The organism is Chryseobacterium ginsenosidimutans, assembly GCF_024807225.1.
Lineage (GTDB): Bacteria > Bacteroidota > Bacteroidia > Flavobacteriales > Weeksellaceae > Chryseobacterium > Chryseobacterium ginsenosidimutans.
Window position 1 is genome coordinate 827,722 of the sequence record NZ_JANUCO010000001.1, and the last position, 26,074, is coordinate 853,795.

The 26,074-nt window shown below is 35.8% G+C and carries 38 protein-coding genes and 2 pseudogenes; 32 read left to right on the forward strand and 8 right to left on the reverse strand.

The window, feature by feature from the left end; translation table 11 throughout:
• Nucleotides 1-16: 16 nt before the first annotated feature.
• Nucleotides 17-518 (forward strand): annotated as a pseudogene (locus J3D55_RS04025) (low affinity iron permease family protein).
• Between the two features lie 29 nt (nucleotides 519-547).
• On the opposite strand, the gene J3D55_RS04030 reads toward J3D55_RS04025, so the two are convergent.
• From J3D55_RS04030 to J3D55_RS04060, 7 genes are all read right to left on the reverse strand, one after another.
• Nucleotides 548-3,253, reverse strand: coding sequence for a hypothetical protein (locus J3D55_RS04030; RefSeq protein WP_259128210.1), 2,706 nt, complete (start codon nucleotides 3,251-3,253; stop codon nucleotides 548-550).
• A gap of 125 nt (nucleotides 3,254-3,378) precedes the next feature.
• Entirely contained in the window at nucleotides 3,379-4,356 is a 978-nt protein-coding gene (locus J3D55_RS04035) for a hypothetical protein (RefSeq protein WP_259128211.1), read from the reverse strand.
• Nucleotides 4,356-4,769 carry a hypothetical protein gene (locus tag J3D55_RS04040; RefSeq protein WP_259128214.1) on the reverse strand — a complete coding sequence of 138 codons (414 nt, stop codon included), beginning with the start codon at nucleotides 4,767-4,769 and terminating at the stop codon, nucleotides 4,356-4,358. The genes J3D55_RS04035 and J3D55_RS04040 overlap by 1 nt, the downstream gene beginning before the upstream one ends.
• A 375-nt stretch (nucleotides 4,770-5,144) precedes the next feature.
• A complete protein-coding gene (locus tag J3D55_RS04045) occupies nucleotides 5,145-5,945 on the reverse strand; it encodes a hypothetical protein (protein ID WP_259128215.1) in 801 nt (266 codons plus the stop codon).
• A gap of 18 nt (nucleotides 5,946-5,963) precedes the next feature.
• Nucleotides 5,964-6,695 (reverse strand): MIP/aquaporin family protein, encoded by a 732-nt coding sequence (locus J3D55_RS04050; protein ID WP_259128217.1) that lies wholly within the window; start codon nucleotides 6,693-6,695, stop codon nucleotides 5,964-5,966.
• 25 nt (nucleotides 6,696-6,720) lie between these two features.
• The gene (gene glpK / locus J3D55_RS04055) at nucleotides 6,721-8,217 is read right to left on the reverse strand and encodes a glycerol kinase GlpK (RefSeq protein WP_259128218.1); all 1,497 of its coding nucleotides are present in this window, start codon (nucleotides 8,215-8,217) and stop codon (nucleotides 6,721-6,723) included.
• Nucleotides 8,218-8,236: 19 nt separating this feature from the next.
• Nucleotides 8,237-9,826, reverse strand: coding sequence for a glycerol-3-phosphate dehydrogenase/oxidase (locus J3D55_RS04060; RefSeq protein WP_259128224.1), 1,590 nt, complete (start codon nucleotides 9,824-9,826; stop codon nucleotides 8,237-8,239).
• A 115-nt stretch (nucleotides 9,827-9,941) separates the two neighbouring features.
• Between J3D55_RS04060 and J3D55_RS04065 the strand changes: the two genes are divergently transcribed.
• The 29 genes and pseudogenes from J3D55_RS04065 (at nucleotide 9,942) to rplQ (ending at nucleotide 24,775) form a co-directional block, all read left to right on the forward strand.
• The gene (locus J3D55_RS04065; protein ID WP_259128225.1) at nucleotides 9,942-10,706 is read left to right on the forward strand and encodes a DeoR/GlpR family DNA-binding transcription regulator; all 765 of its coding nucleotides are present in this window, start codon (nucleotides 9,942-9,944) and stop codon (nucleotides 10,704-10,706) included.
• A 253-nt stretch (nucleotides 10,707-10,959) separates the two neighbouring features.
• Complete coding sequence (gene rplC, locus J3D55_RS04070) at nucleotides 10,960-11,586, forward strand: 50S ribosomal protein L3 (protein ID WP_259128226.1); 627 nt, start codon at nucleotides 10,960-10,962, stop codon at nucleotides 11,584-11,586.
• Complete coding sequence (gene rplD / locus J3D55_RS04075) at nucleotides 11,577-12,206, forward strand: 50S ribosomal protein L4 (protein WP_259128229.1); 630 nt, start codon at nucleotides 11,577-11,579, stop codon at nucleotides 12,204-12,206. The genes rplC and rplD overlap by 10 nt, the downstream gene beginning before the upstream one ends.
• A gap of 3 nt (nucleotides 12,207-12,209) precedes the next feature.
• A complete protein-coding gene (gene rplW / locus J3D55_RS04080) occupies nucleotides 12,210-12,500 on the forward strand; it encodes a 50S ribosomal protein L23 (RefSeq protein WP_259128230.1) in 291 nt (96 codons plus the stop codon).
• A gap of 22 nt (nucleotides 12,501-12,522) precedes the next feature.
• Entirely contained in the window at nucleotides 12,523-13,344 is an 822-nt protein-coding gene (rplB, locus tag J3D55_RS04085; protein ID WP_259128231.1) for a 50S ribosomal protein L2, read from the forward strand.
• A 2-nt stretch (nucleotides 13,345-13,346) separates the two neighbouring features.
• Entirely contained in the window at nucleotides 13,347-13,625 is a 279-nt protein-coding gene (gene rpsS / locus J3D55_RS04090; protein ID WP_259128232.1) for a 30S ribosomal protein S19, read from the forward strand.
• Nucleotides 13,626-13,627: 2 nt separating this feature from the next.
• On the forward strand, nucleotides 13,628-14,026 hold the full coding sequence (gene rplV, locus J3D55_RS04095; RefSeq protein ID WP_055987504.1) for a 50S ribosomal protein L22: 399 nt from the start codon (nucleotides 13,628-13,630) through the stop codon (nucleotides 14,024-14,026).
• Nucleotides 14,027-14,034: 8 nt separating this feature from the next.
• Complete coding sequence (gene rpsC / locus J3D55_RS04100; protein ID WP_259128233.1) at nucleotides 14,035-14,796, forward strand: 30S ribosomal protein S3; 762 nt, start codon at nucleotides 14,035-14,037, stop codon at nucleotides 14,794-14,796.
• 97 nt (nucleotides 14,797-14,893) lie between these two features.
• On the forward strand, nucleotides 14,894-15,319 hold the full coding sequence (gene rplP, locus J3D55_RS04105; protein WP_259128234.1) for a 50S ribosomal protein L16: 426 nt from the start codon (nucleotides 14,894-14,896) through the stop codon (nucleotides 15,317-15,319).
• A gap of 12 nt (nucleotides 15,320-15,331) precedes the next feature.
• Entirely contained in the window at nucleotides 15,332-15,517 is a 186-nt protein-coding gene (rpmC, locus tag J3D55_RS04110) for a 50S ribosomal protein L29 (protein ID WP_259128241.1), read from the forward strand.
• An 11-nt stretch (nucleotides 15,518-15,528) separates the two neighbouring features.
• Nucleotides 15,529-15,783: a 30S ribosomal protein S17 gene (gene rpsQ, locus J3D55_RS04115; protein ID WP_027371715.1), complete on the forward strand. Its 255-nt coding sequence runs from the start codon at nucleotides 15,529-15,531 to the stop codon at nucleotides 15,781-15,783.
• Entirely contained in the window at nucleotides 15,783-16,151 is a 369-nt protein-coding gene (gene rplN, locus J3D55_RS04120) for a 50S ribosomal protein L14 (protein ID WP_034684837.1), read from the forward strand. The genes rpsQ and rplN overlap by 1 nt, the downstream gene beginning before the upstream one ends.
• A gap of 22 nt (nucleotides 16,152-16,173) precedes the next feature.
• Nucleotides 16,174-16,500: a 50S ribosomal protein L24 gene (gene rplX, locus J3D55_RS04125; protein WP_054512040.1), complete on the forward strand. Its 327-nt coding sequence runs from the start codon at nucleotides 16,174-16,176 to the stop codon at nucleotides 16,498-16,500.
• Between the two features lie 13 nt (nucleotides 16,501-16,513).
• Entirely contained in the window at nucleotides 16,514-17,065 is a 552-nt protein-coding gene (gene rplE, locus J3D55_RS04130) for a 50S ribosomal protein L5 (protein ID WP_259128249.1), read from the forward strand.
• A 3-nt stretch (nucleotides 17,066-17,068) separates the two neighbouring features.
• Nucleotides 17,069-17,338 carry a 30S ribosomal protein S14 gene (gene rpsN, locus J3D55_RS04135; RefSeq protein WP_027387207.1) on the forward strand — a complete coding sequence of 90 codons (270 nt, stop codon included), beginning with the start codon at nucleotides 17,069-17,071 and terminating at the stop codon, nucleotides 17,336-17,338.
• Between the two features lie 151 nt (nucleotides 17,339-17,489).
• Nucleotides 17,490-17,888, forward strand: a complete 399-nt coding sequence (gene rpsH / locus J3D55_RS04140; protein ID WP_062162720.1) for a 30S ribosomal protein S8 — start codon at nucleotides 17,490-17,492, stop codon at nucleotides 17,886-17,888.
• Between the two features lie 18 nt (nucleotides 17,889-17,906).
• On the forward strand, nucleotides 17,907-18,452 hold the full coding sequence (rplF, locus tag J3D55_RS04145; RefSeq protein ID WP_259128252.1) for a 50S ribosomal protein L6: 546 nt from the start codon (nucleotides 17,907-17,909) through the stop codon (nucleotides 18,450-18,452).
• A 15-nt stretch (nucleotides 18,453-18,467) separates the two neighbouring features.
• Nucleotides 18,468-18,821, forward strand: a complete 354-nt coding sequence (rplR, locus tag J3D55_RS04150) for a 50S ribosomal protein L18 (protein ID WP_259128259.1) — start codon at nucleotides 18,468-18,470, stop codon at nucleotides 18,819-18,821.
• Between the two features lie 18 nt (nucleotides 18,822-18,839).
• On the forward strand, nucleotides 18,840-19,361 hold the full coding sequence (gene rpsE / locus J3D55_RS04155) for a 30S ribosomal protein S5 (protein ID WP_042721505.1): 522 nt from the start codon (nucleotides 18,840-18,842) through the stop codon (nucleotides 19,359-19,361).
• Nucleotides 19,362-19,371: 10 nt separating this feature from the next.
• Nucleotides 19,372-19,548, forward strand: coding sequence for a 50S ribosomal protein L30 (gene rpmD / locus J3D55_RS04160; RefSeq protein WP_029297759.1), 177 nt, complete (start codon nucleotides 19,372-19,374; stop codon nucleotides 19,546-19,548).
• Between the two features lie 19 nt (nucleotides 19,549-19,567).
• A complete protein-coding gene (gene rplO, locus J3D55_RS04165; RefSeq protein ID WP_259128267.1) occupies nucleotides 19,568-20,017 on the forward strand; it encodes a 50S ribosomal protein L15 in 450 nt (149 codons plus the stop codon).
• Between the two features lie 9 nt (nucleotides 20,018-20,026).
• A pseudogene (gene secY, locus J3D55_RS04170) lies at nucleotides 20,027-21,407 on the forward strand (preprotein translocase subunit SecY).
• 3 nt (nucleotides 21,408-21,410) lie between these two features.
• Nucleotides 21,411-21,626, forward strand: a complete 216-nt coding sequence (gene infA / locus J3D55_RS04175; protein WP_047401287.1) for a translation initiation factor IF-1 — start codon at nucleotides 21,411-21,413, stop codon at nucleotides 21,624-21,626.
• A gap of 62 nt (nucleotides 21,627-21,688) precedes the next feature.
• The gene (gene rpmJ, locus J3D55_RS04180) at nucleotides 21,689-21,805 is read left to right on the forward strand and encodes a 50S ribosomal protein L36 (RefSeq protein ID WP_007839480.1); all 117 of its coding nucleotides are present in this window, start codon (nucleotides 21,689-21,691) and stop codon (nucleotides 21,803-21,805) included.
• Between the two features lie 9 nt (nucleotides 21,806-21,814).
• Nucleotides 21,815-22,192, forward strand: a complete 378-nt coding sequence (gene rpsM / locus J3D55_RS04185) for a 30S ribosomal protein S13 (protein ID WP_007839478.1) — start codon at nucleotides 21,815-21,817, stop codon at nucleotides 22,190-22,192.
• A gap of 12 nt (nucleotides 22,193-22,204) precedes the next feature.
• Nucleotides 22,205-22,594 carry a 30S ribosomal protein S11 gene (gene rpsK, locus J3D55_RS04190; protein WP_259128270.1) on the forward strand — a complete coding sequence of 130 codons (390 nt, stop codon included), beginning with the start codon at nucleotides 22,205-22,207 and terminating at the stop codon, nucleotides 22,592-22,594.
• 19 nt (nucleotides 22,595-22,613) lie between these two features.
• A complete protein-coding gene (rpsD, locus tag J3D55_RS04195) occupies nucleotides 22,614-23,222 on the forward strand; it encodes a 30S ribosomal protein S4 (RefSeq protein ID WP_259128289.1) in 609 nt (202 codons plus the stop codon).
• 32 nt (nucleotides 23,223-23,254) lie between these two features.
• The gene (locus tag J3D55_RS04200; protein WP_259128292.1) at nucleotides 23,255-24,250 is read left to right on the forward strand and encodes a DNA-directed RNA polymerase subunit alpha; all 996 of its coding nucleotides are present in this window, start codon (nucleotides 23,255-23,257) and stop codon (nucleotides 24,248-24,250) included.
• A 6-nt stretch (nucleotides 24,251-24,256) separates the two neighbouring features.
• Nucleotides 24,257-24,775: a 50S ribosomal protein L17 gene (rplQ, locus tag J3D55_RS04205; protein ID WP_259128295.1), complete on the forward strand. Its 519-nt coding sequence runs from the start codon at nucleotides 24,257-24,259 to the stop codon at nucleotides 24,773-24,775.
• A 55-nt stretch (nucleotides 24,776-24,830) separates the two neighbouring features.
• Here rplQ and J3D55_RS04210 read toward each other — a convergent pair whose 3' ends face one another.
• Nucleotides 24,831-25,256, reverse strand: coding sequence for a hypothetical protein (locus J3D55_RS04210; protein ID WP_259128296.1), 426 nt, complete (start codon nucleotides 25,254-25,256; stop codon nucleotides 24,831-24,833).
• 179 nt (nucleotides 25,257-25,435) lie between these two features.
• Here J3D55_RS04210 and J3D55_RS04215 point away from each other — a divergent pair, with 179 nt between their 5' ends.
• Entirely contained in the window at nucleotides 25,436-25,768 is a 333-nt protein-coding gene (locus tag J3D55_RS04215; protein WP_259128298.1) for a LytR/AlgR family response regulator transcription factor, read from the forward strand.
• A complete protein-coding gene (locus J3D55_RS04220) occupies nucleotides 25,734-26,069 on the forward strand; it encodes a response regulator transcription factor (protein WP_259128299.1) in 336 nt (111 codons plus the stop codon). Before J3D55_RS04215 ends, J3D55_RS04220 begins: the two co-directional genes overlap by 35 nt.
• Nucleotides 26,070-26,074: the final 5 nt, after the last annotated feature.

Sequence of the window (26,074 nt, forward strand, 5' to 3'; positions counted from 1 at the left end):
GATTAAAACTAATAAAATGGCTAATACAAATAAAAGTGTTTTCGAAAAATTTTCAGACTGGGCAACCAAATTTACAGGCAGTTTCTTACGCATTTTTGGGTGCGACGGCAATTGTGGTAGCTTGGGCATTTTCAGGACCTGTTTTTAATTATTCGGAGACTTGGCAATTGGTAATTAATACAGGAACGACGATTATTACCTTTCTAATGGTTTTCCTGATCCAAAAAGCTCAGAATAAAGATTCAAAAGCTATTCAGATAAAACTGAACGAATTGATTGCTGCCAACGAAAAAGCAAGCAACAGAATTGTCGACATCGAAGATCTCACAGAAAAAGAGCTCGATCAACTTCATTGTTACTACGAAAAGCTGTCTGATTTTGCAGAAGAAGATGAAGATATACATACTTCACATTCTATCGATGCAGCCAAGAGAAATCAGAATTATAAGCAGCAATACTTCGAAAAAAAGCATAACGAATGGCTTCAGAAACAGCCACAAAAAAAGGAATCAATTTGATTCCTTTTTTGTTTCTATAATTCAAAAATTTACTTCATAAAATACCCAAAATAAGAACAGCTTCCCATAAGGTTTTTCGTAACCTCTGCATCTGCATATTGCGTTTTCAATAAAGCAAAATAGGTTCTGTATTTTTGATTTTTAAGTTGGTCCAGTTGTGTTTGATAAGCATCACTTTTCTTACTATAATCAGGATCTGAATAATCAACTTTTGAAGGATTCTTAGCTTCATACTGATAATATTTCCCCTGTTCTGCACTTGCCATCTGGAAAAGAACTCTTGCTTTTTGTTCTTTATTGGCTGAAATGTCCAATGCTTTTTTATAATAATTGATAGCAAGATCAAAATTATCAGGTTCAATATACGTTCGATTCAGGAAGTTTTTATAATAATATTGATAAGGATTTTGTTTATCCGTACTCCAGAAATCGTACTTTCCACCGTTTGTATTGTCAATATCCATGACGAATAATTGTCTGTAATATCCTAAAATAGAAGTGTTGTATAATAAATTTCCTATTAATTGATTAGCAGTTGCAGATTTTTCATCTTTTCCGACTCCGATTTTTTTCAACTGAATTAATGCGTCTACCAATTCCAATTTATTCATCATGGGCTTAATGAAAGGGAATTGTGAGTAATCTTCTTTTTCCATGCTTTCATCAGACGAACTTTGGTAGCTTTCCCAAACATTATGACCGAAAACAAGATCTGAAATATTATTAAATCCATTATAAGCAGTTCCAGAATATTCAAGAGGTGTCGTTTTCTTAGCATCATAATTCCATTCGGATCTAGGAATTCCCGAGAAACTCTGTGCTTTTGCATAATAAGATTTAGCTTTTTCAAAATCTGCCTGTCTCATGGCTCTGTCGCCATAAATTACCGCAAAAAACGCATCAATATTTCCGACATCATTAATATTTTTAGCGATGATTTGTTCTTCAAACTGAGTCTTATTTGGTTTTCTATAAAAATCTTCTACACTTTTTACCAAAGTGGAATTCGGGTTGTACTGCAGGTCCGAAAGTTTATTATTCATCAGAAAAGATTTTCCGTCTTCGCCTTGAAGGAAATAACGGTTTGCCAAAACATCTTTCAGGAAATCTTTCGTTGAAGGGACTTCACCATAATAATCATATTCACTGGTTTCCGTGCTGTCTTTTTTCACTTCCGGCTTGTCCACAAAATATTCTGCGTAATCTTTCATTAAATGATCTTCATATTCTGCATCGATTTTGGGTTGAGAAACAATATCATTCAGCACTTTCATCCTTTTTATTTCCTCCAAATATTCCGGATTGGTGGTTTTAATATCTTCTAAAACTTTCGTACTTGCTTTGTAATCTTTTTTCAAAAACTTCAGGTAAGCATCGGCAATCTGCCAATATTCATCTTTCGATTTCTCTTTGGTTTTATCGGTGAATTTTTCCAACTCATCCAAAAAGTCTTTCGTCTTTTCATCATACCAATAATTATTCTTTGTAAAAACCGGAATTCTGTTCGGATTGTCTAATAATTCATCATTACTTTGATCTGCTTTACTTTCTGCAGGACTTTTATCTTTTATTCCGAATAGCTTTTTGAAAAACAGGACAATTTTTTGCCAGAAAGAAAGTTCTTTTTTCGGCTCTGTTTCAGTTTTTACCTGATCTGAAGTTTTGTTTGAATTGTCAACTTTATCAACCTGAACTGTTGAATTTCCATCATTATTGTTGTAATAATAAATCGGAAGATAATTTCTTTCCAATTCATTAATACTTCTCACTGCCATTACTTTCAGGATCTCCGAATCGGGATCAATCTCAAACATTTTTTCCATAATCGGAATAGGATTGTTGAAATCTTCATATCCCAAAAGAAAATACGCCATATTTTTCTCGTCATTCGTTCCGGCTCTTTTCAAAATATTATTAAAAGAAGCGGTGTCAGAAAGTTTCATCGAAACGAAAGCAGACTCTTTACGGCTTTTACTGTCTTTGAAAACCTGAAAGAAATTCCAGTTGGCATCGCTTTTCATACCCAATCCTCGTTGCGCTCCTGCAAGTTGGTCAAGCGCCATAATGTAAGGCGCACCTTTCGATTTTATAGGCAGAACATACGTTTTAAAAGCCTGAACCGCCACATCATAATTTCTCGTATAATGATTGAAACGAACCAATTGATAACCGTATCGCTGCTTAATTTCAGGATTTTTTGCAGCATTGTAAAGTGATGTTAATGCTGAAATCGTTTTGTTATAATCAAGATTGGTGGCATTTTTATCGGTTGTGTTTTCTCGGTAATAAAAAGAATCGGCACTTTCCACATAATTGATTTTCATGTAAGGCTCAAGATATTTTGCCTCAATCAGATAATCAATTCCTTCATGATATTTTTGATAAAAACCGGCACCTAATTTTATTAATAACTGATTGGTCGGAGTTCCTTTTTTTAAGGCATTCAAATCATTGATGTTCATTTTATTCACCAGATAATCCGTTTCTGCATAACTCAACTGATTATTGAAAAACTTCTTCCATGCATAAATATTCTCGTCCGGAATTTGGGAAGGTTTAAAATTGGTATAAAACGCTTCCGAATAAGAATGAAGAAAAGGCAGGTAAGATTTGTCCCTAATGATACTTTGTGTAAAGAGATTAAAATATTCATAATCCGGATCCGACCACGCACAAGCATCAGATTTCGTATAAAAAAGCGATAAGACCGCAAGTGAAAGTAAGTACTTTTTCATTGTATGGATGGTGTTTTTTTTAGTTATAGTTTTAAATCCAAGTATCTGTGTAATCTGAGAAATCTGCGGGAGATATTTTTCCCACTGATTACACAGATCTTAACAGATTTATGATGATTAAATTTTTAAAAATTAAAATTCTGTTCTGTAACAAATTTACTATCTAATTGATAATAAATAATATTGAAATGCTGTATTTTTTTCTCTAAGAAATCAACGACCTCCTGAATTTGTTCATCAGAAATTTCTTCAACTTTTATTCTGAAACCTTTATTCAAATAATTTCCAAAGTAAAATCCGTCTTTCCGGATTTCAATTTCTGTAGTAGAGATTTTTTTAAAATGGGGATTTTCCAGATCTTTTTCAGATAAGGCATTGATTAATTTATGTTTTCCTAAATAATTGGTGACAATTCCCCAAGAATAAATCGGAAGCGCCACTTCAATTTTTTTAATAGGATATTCATCAATTTTTGACAAATAACTTTTCAACGTGTTCACATCTAAAATTGAATTTTTATCTGAATTTTCCAGCGGCGAAGAAGTAGAGTAGCACATCAGATACACTTTTTCAACAGGCGGAATTCCCGTCTGAACTTTATCTTTCACCTGATGAAGACGAAGTGTGCAGGTGATTTCTTTTCCTGAGATCTTTTTTAACTCTTTCAAAAATTTAAAATAATCATCTCTCGTTCCTGCGGTCCAGTCACAGTCGATCTGGATTTCACTGCTGGTTTTAAAATGATATTCCGAAATTTTTTTCTGAATTAAACTGTTGATGCTTTCTGCTAAAAATTTTATTTCCTGATCTGTGATTTTTAATAAAGTTCGGTTAGTAATGAAAACAGTCGGAACAATTTGTTTGTCGGTTTCAAAACTTTTGTCTTTTGTAATCGCTCCGATCGGTTGAAATTTGCCATTAATTTTATCAACATCAAAAAACCTCGTGTATAAATAAGGTGTTGTCGCTTTATTCAAAATTTCCTTTTCGGTTTTGTCTAAAGCCAATTTGGTTTTCCAGTAATAAAATGTATAATCGTGATTCTCTTTTTTCGAGCATGAGAATAGGAAAACGAAGAGAAATAAAAATCTAAGAACTTTCATTATTGATACAATGTGCCTCCGCATTCACAATTCTGTTCGTCCATTTTGGAAACAGGACAACAGTCGTCTGATTTCATAATTTTCCCTTTTTCGTCGGTAAGGTAAATTTTTTCTTTATCGAATTTCACGTAAAAAGTTTCATTGTAGGTTTTGAAATATACCTTCATCACTTTCGGGTTGTATTTTCCGGCGTTAATTTCTTCTTTCGTTTCCGCTCCATCCGCCTGATTAATTTGTACAAAACCAAAGTAGACCTCTCCATTATTTTTCACGTCAAGATAATAAGACGGAGTTCCCGTTCCGCTTACTCCCTGTTCAATATTGAAATCCCGCTTTCCTGTAAACGGTGCTTTCGATTGTGCAAACGACAGAATGCAAAAGCAGAAAGTAAATAAAGCCAAAAACTTTTTCATATGCTAAAATTTCTCAAAAGTAAAAATATCCCAGCAAAAATTAAACCGTAAAATCACGGAGATTGCTTTTAGAATGGGCTTTTAGATAAAAGATTCAGTTAAATGTTTTAAACGCTATGATCGCAAAAGCTTTTTTAATTAAACTTGAAAAGATTTTCGTTCGCAAAGGCGTTTTACTCAGCTAAAATCGCAATCAGCCTTTGCTGAGTAAAACGCCCTTGCGAACGGAAAAATAAAAAAAGATATCAATAGAACTTTGCGGACCTTGCGTTAAAAAGAATGTATACGAAAAAGCTCATTGGGATTTTTATAGTTTTAAAAACAAAAAACCATCCCGAAATCGGAATGGCTTGTAAAATACTAACAATTTTTAATTTAAAATACCGTTGCGGCAAGTTGAATTCTCGCAAACTTATTCGCAGGATTCCACATCGCCATCATTGAAACAGGCAACGTATAATGTTCTGTAATTTTCAACGATTTGCTTGCTTTTACTCCAACGTTGACGATGTCAAAACTATTCGTTCCGTTTCCGTACAGAAAGTTCTTGTCGTTTAAAGCAAAACCAGCTGCTACAAAAGCATCAAGATTTACTTTTTTATCTTTAATCACAGGATAACTCGCCTGAACATATGTGGAATATTTGTTCTTTTTATAACTTCCATCCGGCTCAAGAACAACTTCTCCTGCGTTTGCTCCACCGTAAAGCATGATGTCTGCTTCAATATTTAATGGAAACGAAGGTCCGAAAGTATAGTTGGTTCTTAAATCAATAATATGCGCGGTTTTTCTGTTTGAATAATTAAAAATATCATCCGAAGCAACTGCCGTATTAATGTTTCTTGAATTAAATAAATCCCACAAACCAATATACAAACGCCCGTTGGAATACTGAACGTAATAATTGATTTCTTTGTAGTGCGTTCCGTCTTTATCATCAGTCATGGAAGATGCTCCCCAAATCCCGACTTTCCATTTTTTGTCTTTATCTAATGCGTAGGAAAGATTTCCCATGACAACGGGCTTATCCGTAATAATCAAACCTCTCCAAAGGTGATTGTTTTGAATATTGGCTGTGAAATCCAGCCTGCTGTCTTCCTGATTTTCGGTATTTTCCTGAGCAAAAAGATTCCCTGTGCCTAATAAAATCAGGCATATATAAAAGAGTTTTTTCATTGTGTAAACTGTCTGTGGTTAACTTAAAGCCAGGTGCAGTAAAGCTGCGAGACCTGCTCCGATAATGGGTCCTGCAATAGGAATCCAGGCATAGCTCCAATCACTGCTTCCTTTTACCGGAAGAATGGCGTGCATAATTCTTGGCCCTAAATCTCTTGCGGGATTGATGGCATAACCAGTCGTTCCTCCTAAAGATAAACCAATTGCCCAAACCAAAAGGGTAACAGGCAAAGCGCCAATCGTTCCCAAACCGATTTTTGCGGTCGGATCATTATTCAAAGCAACACTCGGATCTGCAAAATGGAAAATCACAAAAACAAGAACGAAAGTTCCGATGATTTCACTGATTAAATTTGAAATAGGTTTTCTGATTGCGGGACCTGTACTGAAACAAGCCAGTTTTGCACCTTCATCTTCAGTGATTGCAAAATGATCTTTATTAAACAACCAAACGAGAAAAGCACCCAACATCGCCCCGATCATTTCTCCGGCAATATAAGTAGGAACCAAATCCCAAGGGAATTTTCCTGCAAAGGCCAATCCTAAAGTCACCGCGGGATTCAGATGTGCTCCGCTTATTGGTCCTGCAACCGTAACGCCGACAAAAACTGCCAAAGCCCAAGCTGTTGTAATCACGATCCATCCGGAATTATTTCCTTTGGTTCCTTTCAAAACAACGTTTGCTACCACGCCGTTTCCTAAAAGTATCATCAGCATAGTGCCGATTATTTCTGCTACAAATGGAGTCATAATTTTAATGTGTTTTTAAATGTGATTAATCTTCGATCCAGTTTTGAGAACGTTGTACAGCTTTTTGCCATGTTTTGATCATTTTCTCCACTTTTTCTTCTTCCATTTGAGGCTGAAAATGTTTATCAACAATCCATTGAGATTGGATTTCGTCAATGTTTTTCCAGTATCCGACAGCGAGTCCGGCAAGATAAGCCGCTCCTAAAGCTGTTGTTTCCAGTGTTTTTGGTCTTGTAATTTGAAAACCGAAAATATCCGACTGAATCTGCATTAAAATATCACTTGCAGAAGCACCTCCATCTACTCTCAGTTCCGGACTTTTCTTCCCTGAATCTGCTTCCATTGCTTTTACAATATCATAGACCTGAAAAGCAATTCCTTCCAAAGTAGCTCTTGCGATGTGAGCATTTGTCGTACCACGAGTTACCCCTACAATCGTTCCGCGAGCGTACTGATCCCAATAAGGGGCGCCCAAACCTGTCAACGCAGGAACAAAATAAACACCGCCGTTATCTTCCACAGATTGTGCTAATGTATTTACTTCTTCTGCAGAATTAATTAATTTTAAACCGTCTCTTAACCATTGAATGGCTGCTCCACCTACAAATACACTTCCTTCCAACGCATAATTAACTTCTCCATTAATTTTCCATGCAACAGTTGTTAACAAATTGTTTTTCGAGGCAACGGCTTCTGTTCCTGTATTCATCAAAAGAAAACAGCCTGTTCCATAAGTATTTTTTACCATTCCGGGAGTTGTACACATCTGTCCGAATAAGGCTGCCTGTTGATCTCCAGCAATTCCGGCAATCGGAATTTTTGTTGAAAATAGAGTAGTGGCAGTTTCTCCGTAGATTTCGCTGCTTTGTTTTACTTCCGGCAAAATCGCTCTTGGAATGTTAAATAATTCTAATAAATCATTATCCCATTCTAAGGTATGAATGTTTAAAAGCATTGTTCTGCTCGCATTCGAAACATCGGTGATGAACATTTTTCCACGTGTCAGTTTCCAGACAAGGAATGTATCAACCGTTCCGAAACATAGTTTTCCTGCTTCCGCTTTTTCTCTTGCACCTTCTACCGTGTCTAAAATCCATTTTAGTTTTGTGGCAGAAAAATAAGCGTCTAAAACAAGACCTGTCTTTGCTTTAATCATTTCAGCATGACCCTGTTCTTTTAATTCGTCGCAATATTTAGACGTTCTTCTGTCTTGCCAAACAATCGCATTGTAGACGGGTTCTCCGGTTTCTCTGTCCCAGACAACGGTAGTTTCACGTTGATTGGTGATTCCGATAGCGGCAACTTCTCTTCCTGAAATTCCTGCTTTGGCGATTACTTCTGCCGCTACAGAAACCTGAGAAGACCAAATTTCGTTGGGATCATGCTCTACCCAACCCGGGGTAGGGTATATCTGTTCAAAACTTTTCTGAGAAACAAATTCTATTTCTCCGCTGTGATTGAATAAAATGGCTCTTGACGAAGTCGTACCTTGGTCTAGAGCGAGAATTAACTGGTCACTCATGCTGTGATGGTAATTAAGGTTAGATAGATCTTGGAGAGTAAGGAGTCAATAGATATCCTCTCGCCAATTCGATAAACTGGTTTTCCTGTTCGTTTGCCCATTCCGTAGAATGTCCGTTTTCTTTTGCAATAATAGAAGCGATCTTATGCGCACTGTCGATCGCTGCTCTTGCGTCCAAAAATAAAAGTCGTACCCTTCTTGCCAAAATATCTTCAATAGTCTGTGCCATTTCGTTTCGGATTGCCCAAACTGCTTCTGCTATTGTGAATGGATGATCAGGATGTATTTTTTCTGAAAATTCAGGGTTGCTTTGTTGTAATTTTTTAATTTCAGGAATATCTGAACCGTATACATATAAATGATTGGTTCTGTCCACCGTTTCAGGTTTCACATTTCCATGAATCGAAAGATGTTCTGTTTTGGAAGTGGTAGTTCCTAAATTGTGAACTTTCATCGCTTCGTTGATGGTATCTTCTGCCATTTTACGATACGTCGTCCATTTTCCACCGATGATGGAAACCAAACCTGTATCGGAAGTTACCACTTTATGACTTCTCGACACTTCTTTTGTGCTTTTGCTTCCGTCTTTCGGCGCGGCAAGCGGTCGAAGTCCTGCGAAAACAGATTTTACATCTTCGCGGGTTGGTTTTTTAGATAAATATTGTCTTGCGGTATTTAAAACAAATTTAATTTCCTCTTCTAAAGCTCTTGGTTCGAAACTTTCGTTTTCTAATAAAGTATCGGTTGTTCCTACCAAAGCTCTGTCGTGCCACGGAACGACAAATAATACTCTTCCGTCTGAAGTTTTAGGAATCATGATGGCGTCATCGCTTCTTAAGAAAGATTTATCCAAAACCAAATGAATTCCCTGACTTGGAACTACGAATTTTCCGTGTTTCGGATTATTCATATTTAAGATGTCATTCGTGAAAATTCCGGTTGCGTTGATAACCACTTTTGCTTTGATTTCGAATTGCTCTTTCGTGAACTGATCTTCTGCAAGAACTCCTGTTATTTTATTGGAATCATTTTTAATTAAATTAATCACCTTAACATAATTAACGGCTGTTCCTCCTTTTTCAGTGATTGTTTGTGCTAAATTAATAGCCAATCTCGCATCATCAAACTGTCCGTCCTGATAAACGACTCCGCTTGCCAAACCTTTTTGCTCGATCGTCGGAATTTTTTCAATGGTTTTTGCTTTGCTGATGTATTTCGTTTTACCTAAACTTAATTTCCCGGCAAGGAAATCGTAAACCGAAAGTCCTATTTTATAATAAATTCCGCCCCACCAAGTATAATTCGGAATAATAAAAGACTGGTTTTTTACAACGTGAGCTGCATTTTTTGCCAGTAAACCTCTTTCCTTTAAAGCTTCTTTTACTAAACCGATATCTCCCTGAGCCAAATATCTTACTCCTCCGTGTACCAATTTTGTACTTCTGCTGGAAGTCGCTTTCGCGAAATCATGTGATTCCAACAGTAACGTTTTAAATCCTCTGCTTGTAGCGTCCAATGCCGAACCTAAACCACTCGCTCCTCCACCAATAATTAGAAAGTCCCATTCTTTTACGGAAGTTAATTTGCTGAGTTCTTCGTTTCGTTTCATAATATTTCGTTATGTTTCGTTTTCAAATGTATAAATTAAAAACGAAACTAAAAAGAAAATAAATGAAATTTTTCGAATCAAAATAAAATTGGTATTTTTGATGAAACGAAACGGAATGGAAAAATTACTGCCAAGACATAATGATATACTGAAAGAATTGGATGAAAAAGATCATGTGCTTGTTCAGGATTTGTGTGAAAAATTTAATGTTTCGTCGGTTACGATACGAAAGGATCTGAACTATCTCGAAGGTTTAGGGTTGCTTTTCCGAAATCATGGTGGCGCAAGTAAGCATGTAAGATATGCGTACGAAAAGAATGTAGATGAAAAGGAAAACATTAATGTGGAAGCGAAACAGAGCATCGCAAGAGCTGCTTTGCCTCTGATTCAGGAAAACGACTGTATTATTCTGGCTTCCGGAACGACGATGCATTATTTGGCGAGAATGCTGGTGAATTTTGGTCCGTTGACGGTTCTTACTTCTTCTTTACGTGTTGCGATCGAACTTTGTAATAATCCTAACATTAATATTATACAATTGGGGGGCGAGGTAAGAAAAAGCTCTACTTCTATTGTAGGTTCTATTTCGGAGGGGATTTTGAAACAATTCTCTTGTAATAAATTATTTCTTGGAGTAGACGGAATCGATATGGATTTCGGAATCAGTACTTCCAATGCTGCAGAAGCTCACCTGAATCAATTGATGATTGATTGTTCTGAGAAAGTTGTCATTCTCGCAGATTCTTCCAAACTGAATGTAAAAGGTTTCGGAAAAATCGCTTCTCTGGATAAAATAGATTATCTGATCACGGATAATGGTATTTTAGAAGAAGATAAAAATAATCTCGAAGAAATTGGCGTGAGTGTAATTATTAAATAAAAATCAACTCATTTTTAAATTTTCTGTAATTCAAAACTATTTCAGTGAAAATTTCTCCCGAATTTTTCGAAATTTCCCTAAATGATTAAAAATCAAAATATTTTACTATAAATATTTGTCAGTTATAAAATTATTCTTACATTTGCACACTCATTTTACGGGCGTAGTATGCCTATATCAAAAGTAGAAATTGCTTCAGACTCGGAAAAATGGCGAAATATAAAGAAGATAAATTTTATTTATAATATAAACAATGTCAGGTATTATTGGAAAAAAAATTGGGATGACTTCTCTGTTTGACGAAAACGGCAAAAATATGCCGTGTACCGTTATCCAGGCAGGTCCTTGCTCAGTTTTACAGGTCAGAACCATTGAAAAGGACGGCTATAAAGCAGTTCAGTTAGGTTTCGATGACAAGAGTGAAAAGAACGTAGGTAAAGCGTTAGTTGGCCATTTTAAAAAGGCTGGTTCAGCTCCTAAAGCTAAGTTGGTAGAATTCTACAGAGAATTCGTAGACCAAGTAACAGTAGGAGAAGATGTAACTGTGAAACTATTCGCTGAAGGCGAATTTGTTGACGTAACAGGTACTTCAAAAGGTAAAGGCTTCCAGGGTGTTGTTAAAAGACACGGATTTGGAGGGGTAATGCAAGCTACTCACGGCCAGCACAACAGATTAAGAGCTCCAGGTTCTATCGGTGCGGGATCGGATCCTTCGAGAGTATTCAAAGGAATGAGAATGGCAGGTAGAATGGGAGGTAAGCAGGTAACTGTACAAAACCTTCAAGTATTAAAAGTGGATCAAGAACAAAATCTTTTAGTAGTAAAAGGTGCTGTTCCGGGAGCTAAAAATTCTTATGTAATTATCAGAAAATGGAACTAGTAGTATTAAATACATCAGGAAAAGAAACCGGAAAAAAAGTAACTCTAGACGAAACAGTATTCGGAATTGAGCCAAACAAGCACGCGGTTTACTTAGAAGTTAAACAGTACCTTGCTGCACAAAGACAAGGAACTCATAAATCAAAAGAAAGAAGCGAAATTACTGCTTCTACTAAAAAACTTAAGAAGCAAAAAGGATCTGGATCTGCTAGATACGGTGATATTAAATCTCCTACATTTAGAGGTGGAGGTAGAGTATTCGGACCTAAGCCAAGAGACTACAGATTCAAATTGAATAAAGCTCTTAAGAGATTAGCTAAAAAATCTGTTCTTTCTCAGAAAATGAGAGACAACAGTATTAAAATTGTTGAAGGATTGAGCATCAATGCTCCTAAAACTAAAGATTTCATCACTATCCTGAATGCATTGGCATTGAACGATAAGAAGTCTTTATTCATTCTTCCTGATACAAACAAGAATGTGTATTTATCTTCAAGAAACTTACCTAAGACTAAAGTTATGAAATTCAACGAGATTTCTTCTTATGACTTAATCAACGCAGGTGAGATTGTATTCTTAGAAGGTGCAGTTGAAAAATTCCAGGAAAATTTAAAGAAATAAGTCATGTCAGTTATTATTAAACCAGTTATCTCAGAAAAGGCTAATTACCTTACAGATTTAAGAGGTTCTTATTCTTTCTTAGTACAACCTAAGGCGAATAAAATCCAGATTAAAAAGGCTGTAGAAGCAGCTTATGGTGTAAAAGTAGCAGATGTTAATACAATGATTTATGCTCCGAAGGTTTCTTCGAAATACACTAAAAAAGGTCTTCAAGTAGGAAAGACAAACAAATTGAAAAAAGCGGTAATTAAACTTGTAGAAGGTGATGTTATCGATATTTTCGCTGTAAATTAATTATTAATTATAAATAATAGTAATGTCTGTTAGAAAATTAAAACCTATCACCCCAGGACAGAGATTCAGAGTTGTAAACAATTTTGAGGAAATTACTACCAACAAACCAGAGAAATCTCTTACAGTTGGTATTAGTAAGTCAGGTGGACGTAACCAAACTGGTAAAATGACCATGCGTTACACCGGAGGTGGACACAAAAAGAAATACAGAATTATTGACTTCAAAAGAAACAAAGCAAACGTTGAAGCCATTGTAAAAACTGTAGAATACGATCCAAACAGAACTGCATTTATCGCTTTATTAGAATACGCAGACGGAGAGAAGAGATATATCATCGCTCCAAACGGTATCAAAGTAGATCAAAAAGTAGTTTCAGGTGAAAGCGTAGAACCTAATATTGGTAACGCAATGAAATTGAAAAACATTCCATTGGGTACTGTAATCTCTTGTGTTGAAATGAAGCCTGGACAAGGTGCTATTTTAGCAAGAAGTGCTGGTTCTTCAGCTCAACTTACTTCAAGAGACGGAAAATATGCAATCATCAAATTGCCTTCAGGAGAATCTAGAATGATTCTTGTTGAGTGTATGGCAATGATCGGTTCAGTTTCTAACTCAGATCACCAATTAACTGTATCAGGTAAGGCTGGTAGAAGCAGATGGTTGGGTAGAAGACCAAGAACAAGACCAGTAGTAATGAACCCTGTAGATCACCCAATGGGAGGTGGTGAAGGACGTTCTTCTGGAGGTCACCCAAGATCTAGAAACGGTATGCCAGCTAAAGGTTACAAAACTAGAAAGAAAAACAAAGCGTCTAACCGTCATATCATATCTAAACGTAAATAATTATGGCAAGATCACTTAAAAAAGGACCATTCATTCATCATACTTTAGATAAGAAGGTTCAGACAAATATAGAAGCTAATAAGAAAACTGTTATCAAGACTTGGTCTAGAGCATCGATGATCTCTCCGGACTTCGTAGGACAAACTATTGCTGTACACAACGGGAAATCTTTTATTCCTGTTTATGTTACAGAAAACATGGTTGGTCACAAGTTAGGCGAATTTTCTCCAACAAGATCTTTCAGAGGTCATGGTGGTAACAAAAACAAAGGAAGCAGATAATCATGGGATCAAGAAAAAGAGAAAGTGCATTAGCACGTAAATTAACAAATCAAGATGTAGTAAAAGCATTACATAATGATTGCCCGTCTTCTCCGAGAAAAATGAGATTAGTAGCTGATATCATCAGAGGAGTAGAAGTAGACAAAGCTTTATACATTCTAAAATATTCTAAAAAAGACGCTTCAAACAAATTGGAGAAAGTATTACTTTCTGCAATGGCAAACTGGCAGTCTAAAAACGAAGGTGCTGATATCGAAGAAGCAAACCTTATCGTTAAAGAAATTTTTGTAGACAGTGCAAGACAATTGAAGAGACTAAGACCAGCTCCACAAGGTAGAGGGTACAGAATCAGAAAAAGATCAAACCACATTACATTAATCTTAGGTACAAAAGAAAATTAATTCAAGGTATGGGACAGAAGACAAATCCAATTGGTAATAGATTAGGTATCATCAGAGGATGGGATTCTAACTGGTTTGGTGGTAAAGATTATGGAGACAGAATCGCTGAAGACTACAAAATCAGAAGATACCTTGAAGCTAGATTATCTAAAGGTGGGATTTCAAGAATTTATATTGAAAGAACATTAAAATTAGTAACAGTTACAATCACTACTGCTAGACCGGGACTTATCATCGGTAAAGGAGGTCAGGAAGTTGATAAATTGAAAGAAGAATTGAAGAAACTTACTAAAAAGGATATTCAAATCAATATTTTCGAAATCAAAAGACCTGAGCTTGATGCAGTATTAGTTGCAGACAGCATTGCTAAGCAAATCGAAAACAGAATCTCTTACAGAAGAGCTGTTAAGATGGCTATCGCTGGTACAATGAGAATGGGTGCAGAAGGTATCAAAGTTCAAATCTCTGGTAGATTGAACGGTGCTGAAATGGCAAGATCAGAATCTTTCAAAGACGGAAGAATTCCTTTGTCTACTTTCAGAGCAGATATCGATTATCACATTGGTGAAGCATTAACTCAGTACGGAAAGCTAGGTGTTAAAGTTTGGATCATGAAAGGTGAAGTTTACGGTAAACGTGATCTTATGCCATTAGTGGGACAACAGAAAAAAGGAGGTCCGTCTGGAGATAGAAGAGATAATAGAGGAGGAGGCGACAGAAGGGACAATAGAGGACCTAGAAAGAACAATAATAATAACAATAATAATTAAAAATTTTAGATAGAAATTTTGAATTTTAAATTACCGTTACTTTTTTAAAATATAAAAAATCTAAAATCTAAAATCTAAAATCTAAAATTTAGAAATTATGTTACAACCAAAAAGAACCAAGTTCCGTAGAGTTCATAAGATGAAGATGAAGGGGAGTGCCCAAAGAGGTAGTCAACTTGCTTATGGAACTTTCGGAATCAAGGCGACAGAAGGTGCTTGGATTACTGCAAGACAAATTGAAGCTGCTCGTATTGCTGCGACAAGATATATGAAGAGAGAAGGTCAACTATGGATCAAAATCTTCCCGGATAAGCCAATTACTAAAAAACCAGCCGAAGTAAGGATGGGTAAAGGTAAAGGTGCCGTGGAATATTGGGTAGCCGTAGTAAAACCTGGTAAAATTATGTTCGAAGTTGGAGGAGTATCTTACGATATCGCTAAAGAAGCTCTTAGACTTGCTGCACAAAAATTACCAATCGTTACTAAATTTATAGTTGCTAACGATTTTGTTAAACCTCTTTAATCTTTGAATACAATGAAACAAGCTGATATTAAAAATTTAAGCGCAGAGGAAGTTCAGGCTCAATTAGCTGATGCAAAAGTTCAATTCTCAAAAATGAAATTGGCTCACAAAATCAGCCCGCTTGAAAACCCTATTCAAATCAAAGATTTGAGAAGAACGATCGCAAGACTAAACACTCAGTTAACTAACAAACAATAATCCTTTTTACAATGGATAGAAATTTAAGAAAAGAAAGAATCGGAGTGGTTTCCAGCAATAAAATGGAAAAAACTATTGTTGTTAGCGAAACTACAAGAGTAAAGCACCCGATGTACGGTAAATTCGTATTAAAAACGAAAAAATATACTGCACACGACGAAAACAACGAATGCACAGAAGGAGATACAGTTCTTATCCAAGAAACTAGACCTTTGAGCAAGAGCAAGAGATGGAGATTAGTAAGAATCATTGAAAAAGCTAAGTAATGTTACAAACAGAATCAAGATTAAAAGTTGCTGATAACACTGGTGCGAAAGAAGTACTAGTAATCAGAGTTCTGGGTGGTACCAGAAGAAGATATGCTTCAGTTGGTGATAAAATCGTAGTTACTATTAAAGATTCTACACCATCAGGAAACGCAAAGAAAGGTCAAGTATCTAAAGCAGTTGTAGTAAGAACAAAAAAAGCAGTGAGAAGAAAAGATGGTTCATACATCAAATTCGAAGACAATGCTTGTGTATTACTAAACGCTGGTGGAGAAATGAGAGGAACTCGTGTTTTCGGGCCTGTTGCTCGTGAGTTGAGAGACAAAGAATATATGAAAATCATTTCATTAGCTCCTGAAGTACTTTAATATTTAAAATTTTTAAAAGAAAATGTCAAAGTTAAAAATAAAAAGAGGAGATAACGTAATCATTACCACTGGTAAAAAAGATATCAAAGGTAAAACTGGTGAAGTTATTGAAGTGATCAAAAAAGAAGGAAAAGACCCTAGAGTAATCGTTGCAGGACTTAACATCGTTAAAAAACACGTTAAGCCTTCAGCTTCAAATCCTCAAGGAGGAATTACTGAAAAGGAAGCTTCTATTCATATCTCAAATATAGCTTTAGTTGGTAAAGACGGAAAAGCTATCAAAATCGGTTACAAAATCGACGGAGATAAGAAAGTAAGAATCGACAAAAAAACGGGTGAAACTTTATAATTTTAAATAACACATGGAATATATAGCAAGACCCAAAAAAGCATATAATGAAACGATTGTTCCTGCAATGATGGAAGAATTCGGGTACAAATCAGTAATGCAAGTACCTAAATTAGAAAAAATCATCCTTTCTCAAGGGTTAGGTGATGCCACTGCAGACAAAAAAATCATCGACTATGCTGTTGAAGAATTAACGAACATCACTGGTCAGAAGGCTGTAGGTACTATCTCTAAGAAAGACGAAGCTGCTTTCAAATTGAGAAAAGGGATGCCTGTAGGTGCTAAAGTTACTCTTAGAGCTCACAAAATGTATGAGTTCCTAGACAGACTTACTGCTTCTGCTTTACCACGTATTAGAGATTTTTCTGGTATTAAAGCTGATGGTTTCGACGGTAGAGGTAATTATAACTTAGGTATTACTGAGCAAATTATCTTCCCTGAGATCGCAATCGACAAAGTGAAAAAAATCCAAGGGATGGACATCACTTTCGTAACATCTGCGAAAACAGATAAAGAAGCTAAAGCATTATTAACTCACTTCGGTTTACCTTTCAAAAAGAACTAAGAGATGGCTAAAGAATCAATGAAAGCGCGTGAGCGCAAAAGAGAAGCACTAGTTGCTAAATACGCTGACAAAAGAAAAGCTTTAAAAGAAGCAGGTGATTACGAAGGTTTACAAAAGCTTCCTAAAAACGCTTCTCCTGTAAGATTACACAACAGATGTAAACTAACAGGTAGACCAAGAGGATATATGAGAACGTTTGGTATTTCCAGAGTAACTTTCAGAGAAATGGCAAACAACGGTCTTATCCCGGGTGTTAAAAAAGCAAGTTGGTAATTATTCATTACTAATAAAAAATTCGGAACAATTAAGTTGTTCAGATACTAAAGATAAAAATATCAGACCGAAGTTTTCTGAAGTCTGATATTTTATTCTTCAAGTCTTTGCAATACTGATTGTTCTTTAACCAATAATTTAAAACAAAGAAATGGTAACAGATCCAATTTCAGATTTCCTAACAAGAGTAAGGAACGCACAAAGCGCAGGCCACAAGGTGGTGGAAATTCCTGCATCGAAAATCAAAAAGGAGATTACTAAGATCTTATTTGATCAAGGGTATATCTTAAACTACAAGTTTGAAGATAGCGCTGTTCAAGGTACGATCAAAATCGCTTTAAAGTACGACAAACAAACTAGCAAACCAGCTATCAAGTCTATTCAAAGAGCTTCTAGACCTGGTTTGAGACAGTACAAAGGTTCTACAGAACTTCCAAGAGTACTAAACGGTTTGGGTATTTCTATCATCTCTACTTCTAAAGGAGTAATGACTGACAAGAAGGCTAGAGAAGAGAAAGTAGGCGGTGAAGTAATCTGCTATGTTTATTAATTTTTAATCAGAAGGAAAATGTCAAGAATTGGTAAAGCAATTATAACAGTTCCTGCAGGAGTTACAATCACTGAAAACAATGGTGTAGTAACGGTAAAAGGTCCTAAAGGAGAATTATCTCAGGAGCTTACAGCGGGAATTACTTTAGAACAAAAAGATGGCGAACTTACTGTAATCAGACCATCAGATTCTAAGCAACACAGAGCGTTACACGGTTTATACCGCGCGCTTATCAACAACATGATTTTAGGAACTACAGAAGGTTTCACGAAAAAATTAGAACTAGTAGGGGTAGGATACAGAGCTTCTCATTCAGGTCAAAAACTTGAATTAGCTTTAGGATTCTCTCACGGTATCGTTTTAGAACTTCCTAGCGAAGTTGTAATTGATACATTGACTGAAAAAGGTAAAAATCCAATTATTACTTTAACGTCTTACGACAAGCAACTTCTTGGAATGGTGGCTGCAAAGATCCGTTCATTCAGAAAGCCTGAACCGTACAAAGGAAAAGGTGTGAGATTCGTTGGGGAAATTGTTAGACGTAAAGCTGGTAAATCTGCTTAATAAATTATAAGTATTATGGCATTAAGTAAATTAGAAAAAAGAATAAGAATAAAGAGAAGAGTAAGAGGAAAAATCTCTGGATCTTCTGAATTGCCAAGATTATCTGTATATAAAAGTAATAAGGAAATTTACGCTCAGTTAATCGATGATAACAGTGGAAAAACTTTAGCTTCAGCTTCTTCAAGAGAGAAGGGTGTTGATGCTAACGGAACTAAAACTGAAGTTTCTGCCGCTGTCGGTAAAGCTATTGCTGCTAAAGCGGTTGCTGCAGGAATTGAAACTATTGTGTTTGATAGAAACGGTTTCGTATATCACGGAAGAGTGAAAGCTCTTGCTGATGGTGCGAGAGAAGGAGGACTTAAATTCTAATCATTAAATTTCGGAAATATGTTAGGACTAGATAATATAGAAAGAGTAAAACCGGGAGGATTAGAATTAAAAGATCGTCTCGTAGCTGTTAACAGAGTAACAAAAGTAACCAAAGGGGGTAGAGCTTTCGGATTTTCTGCAATTGTTGTTGTAGGAAACGAAGAAGGTGTTATCGGTTTTGGTTTAGGGAAATCTAAAGAGGTTGCTTCTGCAATTGCTAAAGCAGTTGAAGACGCTAAGAAAAACCTTGTGAAAGTTCCTGTAATGAATCACACAATTCCTCACCAGACTACTGCTAGATACGGTGGTGCAGATATCTTCTTAAGACCTGCTTCTCATGGTACAGGGCTTATCGCTGGTGGTGCGGTAAGAGCGGTACTTGAATCTGCTGGTATTCACGATATCCTTTCAAAATCTAAAGGATCTTCTAACCCTCACAACGTGGTGAAAGCTACTTTCAAAGCGTTATTGGATATCAGAAGACCTGAAGAAATTGCAAGAATGAGAGGAGTTTCTCTAAGTAAAGTGTTTAACGGTTAATATATAAACAATGGCAACAATTAAAGTAAAACAAGTAAGAAGCGCTATTGGTAGAACAAAAACCCAAAAGAGAACGCTTGAAGCATTAGGATTAAAGAAACTTCACCAAGTTGTAGAGCACGAAGCTACTCCTTCTATCTTAGGAATGATAGCTGCAGTTAGTCATTTACTTGAAGTTCAAAAATAATTTTTAAAATAATTTTAAAATGAATTTAAACAACATAAAACCAGCTGCAGGATCTACTTTCAATTCAAAAAGAATTGGTAGAGGTCAAGGTACTGGAAAAGGAGGTACATCTACAAAAGGACACAAAGGTCAGAAAGCAAGAGCTGGTTATTCTCAGAAGATCGGTTTTGAAGGAGGTCAGATGCCTTTGCAAAGAAGATTACCTAAATTCGGATTCAAAAACGTAAACAGAAAAGAGTTTAGAGGAATTAACCTTGATACGATTCAAATTTTAATTGAAAATAAATCTATCACTGGAGATATTACAAAAGAAGTTTTAATTGAAAACGGATTAATTACTAAAAACGAATTAGTGAAAATTATGGGTAGAGGAGAATTGAAATCTGCGGTTTCAATCTCTGCTGACAAATTCACTAAATCTGCTGAAGAGCTTATTTCTAAAGCAGGTGGTAAAGCAATTACTTTATAATAATTACTAATGAAAGAATTTATACAAACCCTCAAAAATATTTGGAGCCTAAAAGAATTAAGAGATAAAATTATCTTCACTTTAGGTATTATTCTTGTGTATAGATTCGCATCTTATATCTCCTTACCTGCAATTAACCTTGCACAAGTAGGAGATCTCTTAGAGCATTATAAAAATCAAGGCGGTAACAAGCAAGGAGCAGGTCTCCTTGGCTTGCTTTCGTCGTTTACGGGAGGAGCTTTCAGCCACGCTTCCGTGATGGCGTTAGGTATCATGCCTTATATTTCTGCTTCTATTATTGTTCAGTTGATGGGAATGGCTATTCCTTATCTTCAGAAACTTCAGAAAGATGGAGAGTCTGGTAGAAATACATTGAATCAAATTACTAGATGGTTAACGATCGGAGTTTGTCTTGTACAGGCACCTTCTTATTTAACATCTATTACTCAATTATTTTTACCGTATGCTCAGTTTCCAGTCTGCATACTATGTAGAGCCAACTTCTATCATGTTCTGGTTGCCAAGTATTGTAATCTTGGTAGGCGGTTCAGTATTCGCAATGTGGTTGGGTGAGAAAATCACCGACAAAGGTATCGGAAACGGGATCTCTATCCTTATTATGGTGGGGATTCTTTCAAGATTACCTGAAGCATTCGTACAGGAAATGGCAGTGCAGAACGGAAAAGGAGGAATGGGATCTATCATGATCCTTATTGAAGTAATTTTCTGGATGTTGGTTGTTCTTTTAGCAGTGGTCTTATCCGTTGCTGTCAGAAAAATCCCTATCCAGTATGTAAGCAGAGCTCAGGCAAGAGGAGGTGTAAACAGAAATCTTATGCAAGGAGCAAGACAGTGGATTCCATTGAAAGTGAATGCAGCCGGTGTAATGCCGATCATTTTTGCGCAAGCATTAATGTTCGTACCTGGTTTGTTAACAAAAGTAGATGAGTCTAATACTTTTCTTGCAGGTTTCAAGAATGTTTTTAGCTGGCAATACAACGTATTGTTTGCACTATTAATTATTATCTTCTCGTTTTTCTATACTGCAATTACAATTCCGGTGAACCAAATGGCTGATGATTTGAAGAGAAATGGAGGTTTAGTACCGAAAGTAAGACCAGGAAAAGAGACAGCTGATTATTTAGATGATATTTTATCAAAAATTACCTTGCCAGGTGCAATATTTTTATCTATCTTTGCAATCCTTCCGGCAATTGTGCATGGAAGCTTTGTTCAGACAGATGCGTTCGCCTTATTTTTCGGGGGGACGTCGCTATTGATTATGGTGGGAGTAATTTTAGATACTGTTCAACAGATTAATACTTATCTGCTGAACCATCATTATGATGGCTTAATGCAGTCTAAATTATCAAGAACGACTGGATATTAATTTATGGCAAAACAAAAACATATTGAACAAGACGGCGTTATAACGGAAGCACTTTCGAACGCCCAGTTCCGTGTAGAGCTAGAAAATGGGCATATGCTTATCGCTCATATCTCTGGCAAAATGCGAATGCATTATATTAAACTTTTACCCGGTGATAAGGTAAAATTAGAAATGTCTCCTTACGATTTAACAAAAGGGAGAATTACATTTAGATATTAAAACAAACGCCAAATGGAAGAGAAATTCCATTTGGCTATTGTTAAAAAATAAATACTATCAAAATGAAAGTAAGAGCATCAATTAAAAAAAGAAGTGCTGATTGCAAAATCGTACGCAGAAAAGGTGTACTATTTGTAATCAACAAGAAAAACCCCAAATTTAAACAAAGACAAGGTTAAAATTAAATTATGGCGAGAATTTCAGGTATTGATTTACCAAAGAACAAAAGAGGAGTTATCGGTTTAACTTATATCTACGGAGTTGGAAGAAGTACTTCTTCTGAAATCCTTAAGGCTGCCGGTATCAGCGAAGACAAGAAAGTCAACGAATGGAATGACGATGAATTGGCTGCAATCAGAACTTATATCTCAGAAAACGTAAAAGTAGAAGGAGAGCTTAGATCTGAAGTGCAATTGAACATTAAGCGATTAATGGACATAGGATGCCAACGAGGAATACGTCACAGACTTGGATTACCTTTAAGAGGCCAGAGAACGAAAAACAACTCTAGAACTAGAAAAGGAAAGAGAAAAACTGTTGCTAACAAGAAAAAAGCTAGTAAATAATCGTTAGGAATTATGGCAAAACAAACTAAAGTAGTTAAGAAAAGAAAAGTAAAAGTTGAAGCTATTGGAGAAGCGCATATTCAAGCTTCTTTCAATAACATCATCATTTCTTTAACAAATAAAAGCGGAGAGGTTATCTCTTGGGCTTCTGCCGGTAAAATGGGTTTCAGAGGTTCTAAAAAGAATACTCCATTTGCTGCTCAAATGGCAGCTGAAAATTGCTCTGCTGTAGCTCACGAAGCTGGTTTAAGAAGAGTAAAGGTGTTTGTAAAAGGTCCAGGTGCAGGTAGAGAATCAGCGATCAGATCTATTCACAATTCAGGTATTGAAGTAAGTGAAATCGTTGATGTGACTCCTATGCCACACAATGGATGTAGACCACCAAAAAGAAGAAGAGTTTAATTTTTAGAATTTACCCATTATGGCAAGATATATTGGACCTAAAACTAAGATTGCTAGAAAGTTTGGTGCTGCAATCTACGGAGATGATAAAAACTTCGAAAAAAGAAAGAACCAACCGCCAGGACAACATGGCGTTAACAAAAGAAGAGGAGCAAAGAAATCTGAATATGCTGTTCAGTTGATGGAGAAGCAAAAAGCTAAATATACTTACGGTATTTTAGAAAGACAATTTGCTAACCTATTTGATAAAGCACACAGAAGTAAGGGCGTAACAGGTGAAGTTCTATTACAACTTTGCGAATCAAGATTGGATAACGTTGTATACAGATTAGGTTTTGCTAAAACTAGATCTGGTGCAAGACAATTGACTTCTCACAGACACATTACTGTGAACGGAGAAATCCTTAACATCCCTTCGTATTTGGTTAAAGCTGGTGATGTAATCGCTGTAAGAGAAAAATCTAAGTCTCTTGAAGTTGTTACAGATGCATTAGCTTCTAAAGCAAATTATGAGTGGTTACAATTCAACGATGAGAAGAAAGAAGGTACCTTCATTTCTGCTCCTGAGAGAATCCAAATTCCGGAAGACATCAAGGAGAACCTTATCGTGGAACTTTACTCTAAATAATTTTTAATCAAATTTTTGCTCAACCCAATAATATGGCAATTTTACAATTCATAAAACCCGATAAAGTAATATTACTTAACTCTGATGAATTTAGAGGTCAGTTTGAATTCAGACCACTAGAACCAGGTTTCGGGCTTACAATCGGTAATGCTTTGAGAAGAGTGTTGCTTTCTTCTCTGGAAGGATACGCTATTTCATCTATCAAAATAGAAGGTGTAGAGCACGAATTTTCAACTATTCCAGGAGTAATCGAAGATGTTACCGAAATTATTCTTAACCTTAAGCAGGTAAGATTAAAAGCTACGGCAGAAAACCAAGCTTCAGAGCAGGTTGTTGCCAAAGTTTCGGGTCAGACGATTATTACTGCTGGAGATTTAGGTAAATCGATGAACGGATTTGAGGTGCTAAACCCGGATTTGGTGATTTGTAACCTAAACAGTGATGTAACTTTCGAAATTACTTTCAACCTAGAAAAAGGTAGAGGATATGTTCCTTCAGAACAAAATAAGTCAAACAATGCACCAATCGGTACTATTGCTATTGACTCTATTTTCACACCAATTAAGAAAGTACAATACAGTATTGAAAATTATCGTGTAGAGCAAAAAACAGACTACGAAAAACTTATATTAGATATAGAGACTGATGGATCTATCAGCCCTCAAAATGCTTTAACAGAAGCTTCTAAGATATTAATTTATCACTTCATGTTGTTCTCTGATGAGAGAATAACGCTTGAAACTGAAGCTGTAAAAGCATCTATCCAATATGACGAGGAAACTCTTCATACAAGACAACTACTTAAGTCTAAATTAGCAGATATGGATCTTTCTGTAAGAGCCCTAAACTGTCTGAAAGCTGCTGAAGTAGAAACTCTTGGAGAATTGGTTTCTTATAGTAAGTCTGATTTGATGAAATTCAGAAATTTTGGTAAAAAATCTTTGACAGAACTAGAAGAACTAGTGCATTCAAAAGGTCTTAACTTCGGTTTCGACGTTGCAAAATATAAGTTAGACGCTGATAAATAATTAATAATGAGACACGGTAAAAAATTCAATCACTTAGGAAGAACAGCTTCTCATAGAAGTGCTTTACTTTCTAATATGGCTTGTTCTCTAATTGAGCATAAGAGAATCAACACTACTGTAGCTAAAGCTAAAGCTTTAAGAGTATATGTTGAGCCTCTATTAACAAAGGCAAAAGAAGATACTACACACAATAGAAGAATTGTTTTTTCATATCTTCAAAGTAAAGAGGCTGTTACTGAACTTTTCAGATCAGTAGCTCCTAAAATCGCAGAAAGAAACGGCGGATATACAAGAATCATCAAGACTGGTTTCAGACAAGGTGATGCTGCTGATATGGCTCTTATCGAGCTTGTTGATTTCAACGAACTTTACAATCCTAATGCTGAAGAGAAAAAAGCTACAAGAAGAAGCAGAAGATCTACATCTACTGCAAAGGTAGCTGTTGAAGCTCCTGTAGTAGAAGAAAAAGTTGAAGAGCCTACGGCAGAAGCAACTGATTCTACAGAGGAAAAAGCTGGAGAATAATATTCATTCAGATATATAAAAAAACCGCTCAGATTTCTGAGCGGTTTTTTGTTTTTTAGATCTTTGTCTTTACAAGCTCTATGATATTGTTTCCCTGATCCAAAATCAGACTGTCTTTCTTTACAGTGGCTTTCATATCCATTTTTTCGTAAGTCGTTTCATTGCCTTTAGATTCCACTTTATTTAAGATAAAAGTTTTATTATTACTTCTTATCGTAAGCGTACTTTCCTTAGGATCGTAGTTGAAAACAACCTTTACCAGATTCCCGTCACTCGCTTTGTACACGTAATTTGTTTTCACAGATTTTTTTCCATTCACATCAGTATCATAACTTATGGTTGAATCTACTTTTCCGTTATCTGCCAAAATCGTTTCTGTACCATCAGCTTTAATCACGTTTTTGTTCCCACCTTCATCTTTTTTACAGCTTATTAATGATAATGCTATACAGGAAGCGGCTATTACAAGTCCTTTTTTCATGTTATTTATTTTTAATATATGAATTTAATTATTTTTTCAAACGTAAGAGAAATTTCATTAAATTTAGTAAAAACAAAAACTAAACCAATAACCGCGAACTCAAAACTTTAAAATTACCCAAATGTGTAATTGTTTCTGCTTTGTTTTCTGTAGATATTTGTCTTAACAAAATTACCAACATGAGCATTTCCATAGCCATAGTAGAAGATGAAAAAAACTACAACAATGCGTTGAAGAAAGTCATCAATTATCAGGACGATATGAAAGTTGTTGCCCAGTTTTTTGATGGAAATGACGCTCTTAAAAATCTCTCTGATATTTCTCCGGATGTTGTGATGATGGATATTCAGCTGCAGGACATGCTCGGAATTGAAATCATCGAAAAACTTAAAAAAGAAATGCAAAACACCCAGTTCATCATGTGTACAAGTTTTGAAGATGATGATAAAGTGTTCAGTTTCTTTAAAAGCCGGAGCAATGGGATATCTTGTGAAAGGGGAGAGTATGGATAAAATCCTTTCTTCTATCCGCGATGTCTACAACGGTGGTGCACCGATGAGCTTCTCAATTGCCCGAAAAGTTTTAAGTCATTTTGAAAGAAAACTTCCCGAAATAAAAGGCTTCGACGAACTCACCAAACGCGAAAAGGAAATGCTGGAGCTTCTATCTCAAGGTCTTCTCTACAAAGAAATTGCCGACAAAAAATTCATAGGTATCGACACCGTAAAAAAACACATCGGAAACATCTACAGAAAACTCCACGTTAACAACAAAGTGGAGGCTATTAATAAATTTAACCATTTTAAAAACTAAGAGTT

Coding starts and splice junctions, on each gene's coding strand:
- J3D55_RS04030 (WP_259128210.1), bottom strand. CDS start 3,253: ATGAAAAAGTACTTACTTTCACTTGCGGTCTTATCGCTTTTTTATACG.
- J3D55_RS04035 (WP_259128211.1), bottom strand. CDS start 4,356: ATGAAAGTTCTTAGATTTTTATTTCTCTTCGTTTTCCTATTCTCATGC.
- J3D55_RS04040 (WP_259128214.1), bottom strand. CDS start 4,769: ATGAAAAAGTTTTTGGCTTTATTTACTTTCTGCTTTTGCATTCTGTCG.
- J3D55_RS04045 (WP_259128215.1), bottom strand. CDS start 5,945: ATGAAAAAACTCTTTTATATATGCCTGATTTTATTAGGCACAGGGAAT.
- J3D55_RS04050 (WP_259128217.1), bottom strand. CDS start 6,695: ATGACTCCATTTGTAGCAGAAATAATCGGCACTATGCTGATGATACTT.
- glpK (WP_259128218.1), bottom strand. CDS start 8,217: ATGAGTGACCAGTTAATTCTCGCTCTAGACCAAGGTACGACTTCGTCA.
- J3D55_RS04060 (WP_259128224.1), bottom strand. CDS start 9,826: ATGAAACGAAACGAAGAACTCAGCAAATTAACTTCCGTAAAAGAATGG.
- J3D55_RS04065 (WP_259128225.1), top strand. CDS start 9,942: ATGGAAAAATTACTGCCAAGACATAATGATATACTGAAAGAATTGGAT.
- rplC (WP_259128226.1), top strand. CDS start 10,960: ATGTCAGGTATTATTGGAAAAAAAATTGGGATGACTTCTCTGTTTGAC.
- rplD (WP_259128229.1), top strand. CDS start 11,577: ATGGAACTAGTAGTATTAAATACATCAGGAAAAGAAACCGGAAAAAAA.
- rplW (WP_259128230.1), top strand. CDS start 12,210: ATGTCAGTTATTATTAAACCAGTTATCTCAGAAAAGGCTAATTACCTT.
- rplB (WP_259128231.1), top strand. CDS start 12,523: ATGTCTGTTAGAAAATTAAAACCTATCACCCCAGGACAGAGATTCAGA.
- rpsS (WP_259128232.1), top strand. CDS start 13,347: ATGGCAAGATCACTTAAAAAAGGACCATTCATTCATCATACTTTAGAT.
- rplV (WP_055987504.1), top strand. CDS start 13,628: ATGGGATCAAGAAAAAGAGAAAGTGCATTAGCACGTAAATTAACAAAT.
- rpsC (WP_259128233.1), top strand. CDS start 14,035: ATGGGACAGAAGACAAATCCAATTGGTAATAGATTAGGTATCATCAGA.
- rplP (WP_259128234.1), top strand. CDS start 14,894: ATGTTACAACCAAAAAGAACCAAGTTCCGTAGAGTTCATAAGATGAAG.
- rpmC (WP_259128241.1), top strand. CDS start 15,332: ATGAAACAAGCTGATATTAAAAATTTAAGCGCAGAGGAAGTTCAGGCT.
- rpsQ (WP_027371715.1), top strand. CDS start 15,529: ATGGATAGAAATTTAAGAAAAGAAAGAATCGGAGTGGTTTCCAGCAAT.
- rplN (WP_034684837.1), top strand. CDS start 15,783: ATGTTACAAACAGAATCAAGATTAAAAGTTGCTGATAACACTGGTGCG.
- rplX (WP_054512040.1), top strand. CDS start 16,174: ATGTCAAAGTTAAAAATAAAAAGAGGAGATAACGTAATCATTACCACT.
- rplE (WP_259128249.1), top strand. CDS start 16,514: ATGGAATATATAGCAAGACCCAAAAAAGCATATAATGAAACGATTGTT.
- rpsN (WP_027387207.1), top strand. CDS start 17,069: ATGGCTAAAGAATCAATGAAAGCGCGTGAGCGCAAAAGAGAAGCACTA.
- rpsH (WP_062162720.1), top strand. CDS start 17,490: ATGGTAACAGATCCAATTTCAGATTTCCTAACAAGAGTAAGGAACGCA.
- rplF (WP_259128252.1), top strand. CDS start 17,907: ATGTCAAGAATTGGTAAAGCAATTATAACAGTTCCTGCAGGAGTTACA.
- rplR (WP_259128259.1), top strand. CDS start 18,468: ATGGCATTAAGTAAATTAGAAAAAAGAATAAGAATAAAGAGAAGAGTA.
- rpsE (WP_042721505.1), top strand. CDS start 18,840: ATGTTAGGACTAGATAATATAGAAAGAGTAAAACCGGGAGGATTAGAA.
- rpmD (WP_029297759.1), top strand. CDS start 19,372: ATGGCAACAATTAAAGTAAAACAAGTAAGAAGCGCTATTGGTAGAACA.
- rplO (WP_259128267.1), top strand. CDS start 19,568: ATGAATTTAAACAACATAAAACCAGCTGCAGGATCTACTTTCAATTCA.
- infA (WP_047401287.1), top strand. CDS start 21,411: ATGGCAAAACAAAAACATATTGAACAAGACGGCGTTATAACGGAAGCA.
- rpmJ (WP_007839480.1), top strand. CDS start 21,689: ATGAAAGTAAGAGCATCAATTAAAAAAAGAAGTGCTGATTGCAAAATC.
- rpsM (WP_007839478.1), top strand. CDS start 21,815: ATGGCGAGAATTTCAGGTATTGATTTACCAAAGAACAAAAGAGGAGTT.
- rpsK (WP_259128270.1), top strand. CDS start 22,205: ATGGCAAAACAAACTAAAGTAGTTAAGAAAAGAAAAGTAAAAGTTGAA.
- rpsD (WP_259128289.1), top strand. CDS start 22,614: ATGGCAAGATATATTGGACCTAAAACTAAGATTGCTAGAAAGTTTGGT.
- J3D55_RS04200 (WP_259128292.1), top strand. CDS start 23,255: ATGGCAATTTTACAATTCATAAAACCCGATAAAGTAATATTACTTAAC.
- rplQ (WP_259128295.1), top strand. CDS start 24,257: ATGAGACACGGTAAAAAATTCAATCACTTAGGAAGAACAGCTTCTCAT.
- J3D55_RS04210 (WP_259128296.1), bottom strand. CDS start 25,256: ATGAAAAAAGGACTTGTAATAGCCGCTTCCTGTATAGCATTATCATTA.
- J3D55_RS04215 (WP_259128298.1), top strand. CDS start 25,436: ATGAGCATTTCCATAGCCATAGTAGAAGATGAAAAAAACTACAACAAT.
- J3D55_RS04220 (WP_259128299.1), top strand. CDS start 25,734: ATGGGATATCTTGTGAAAGGGGAGAGTATGGATAAAATCCTTTCTTCT.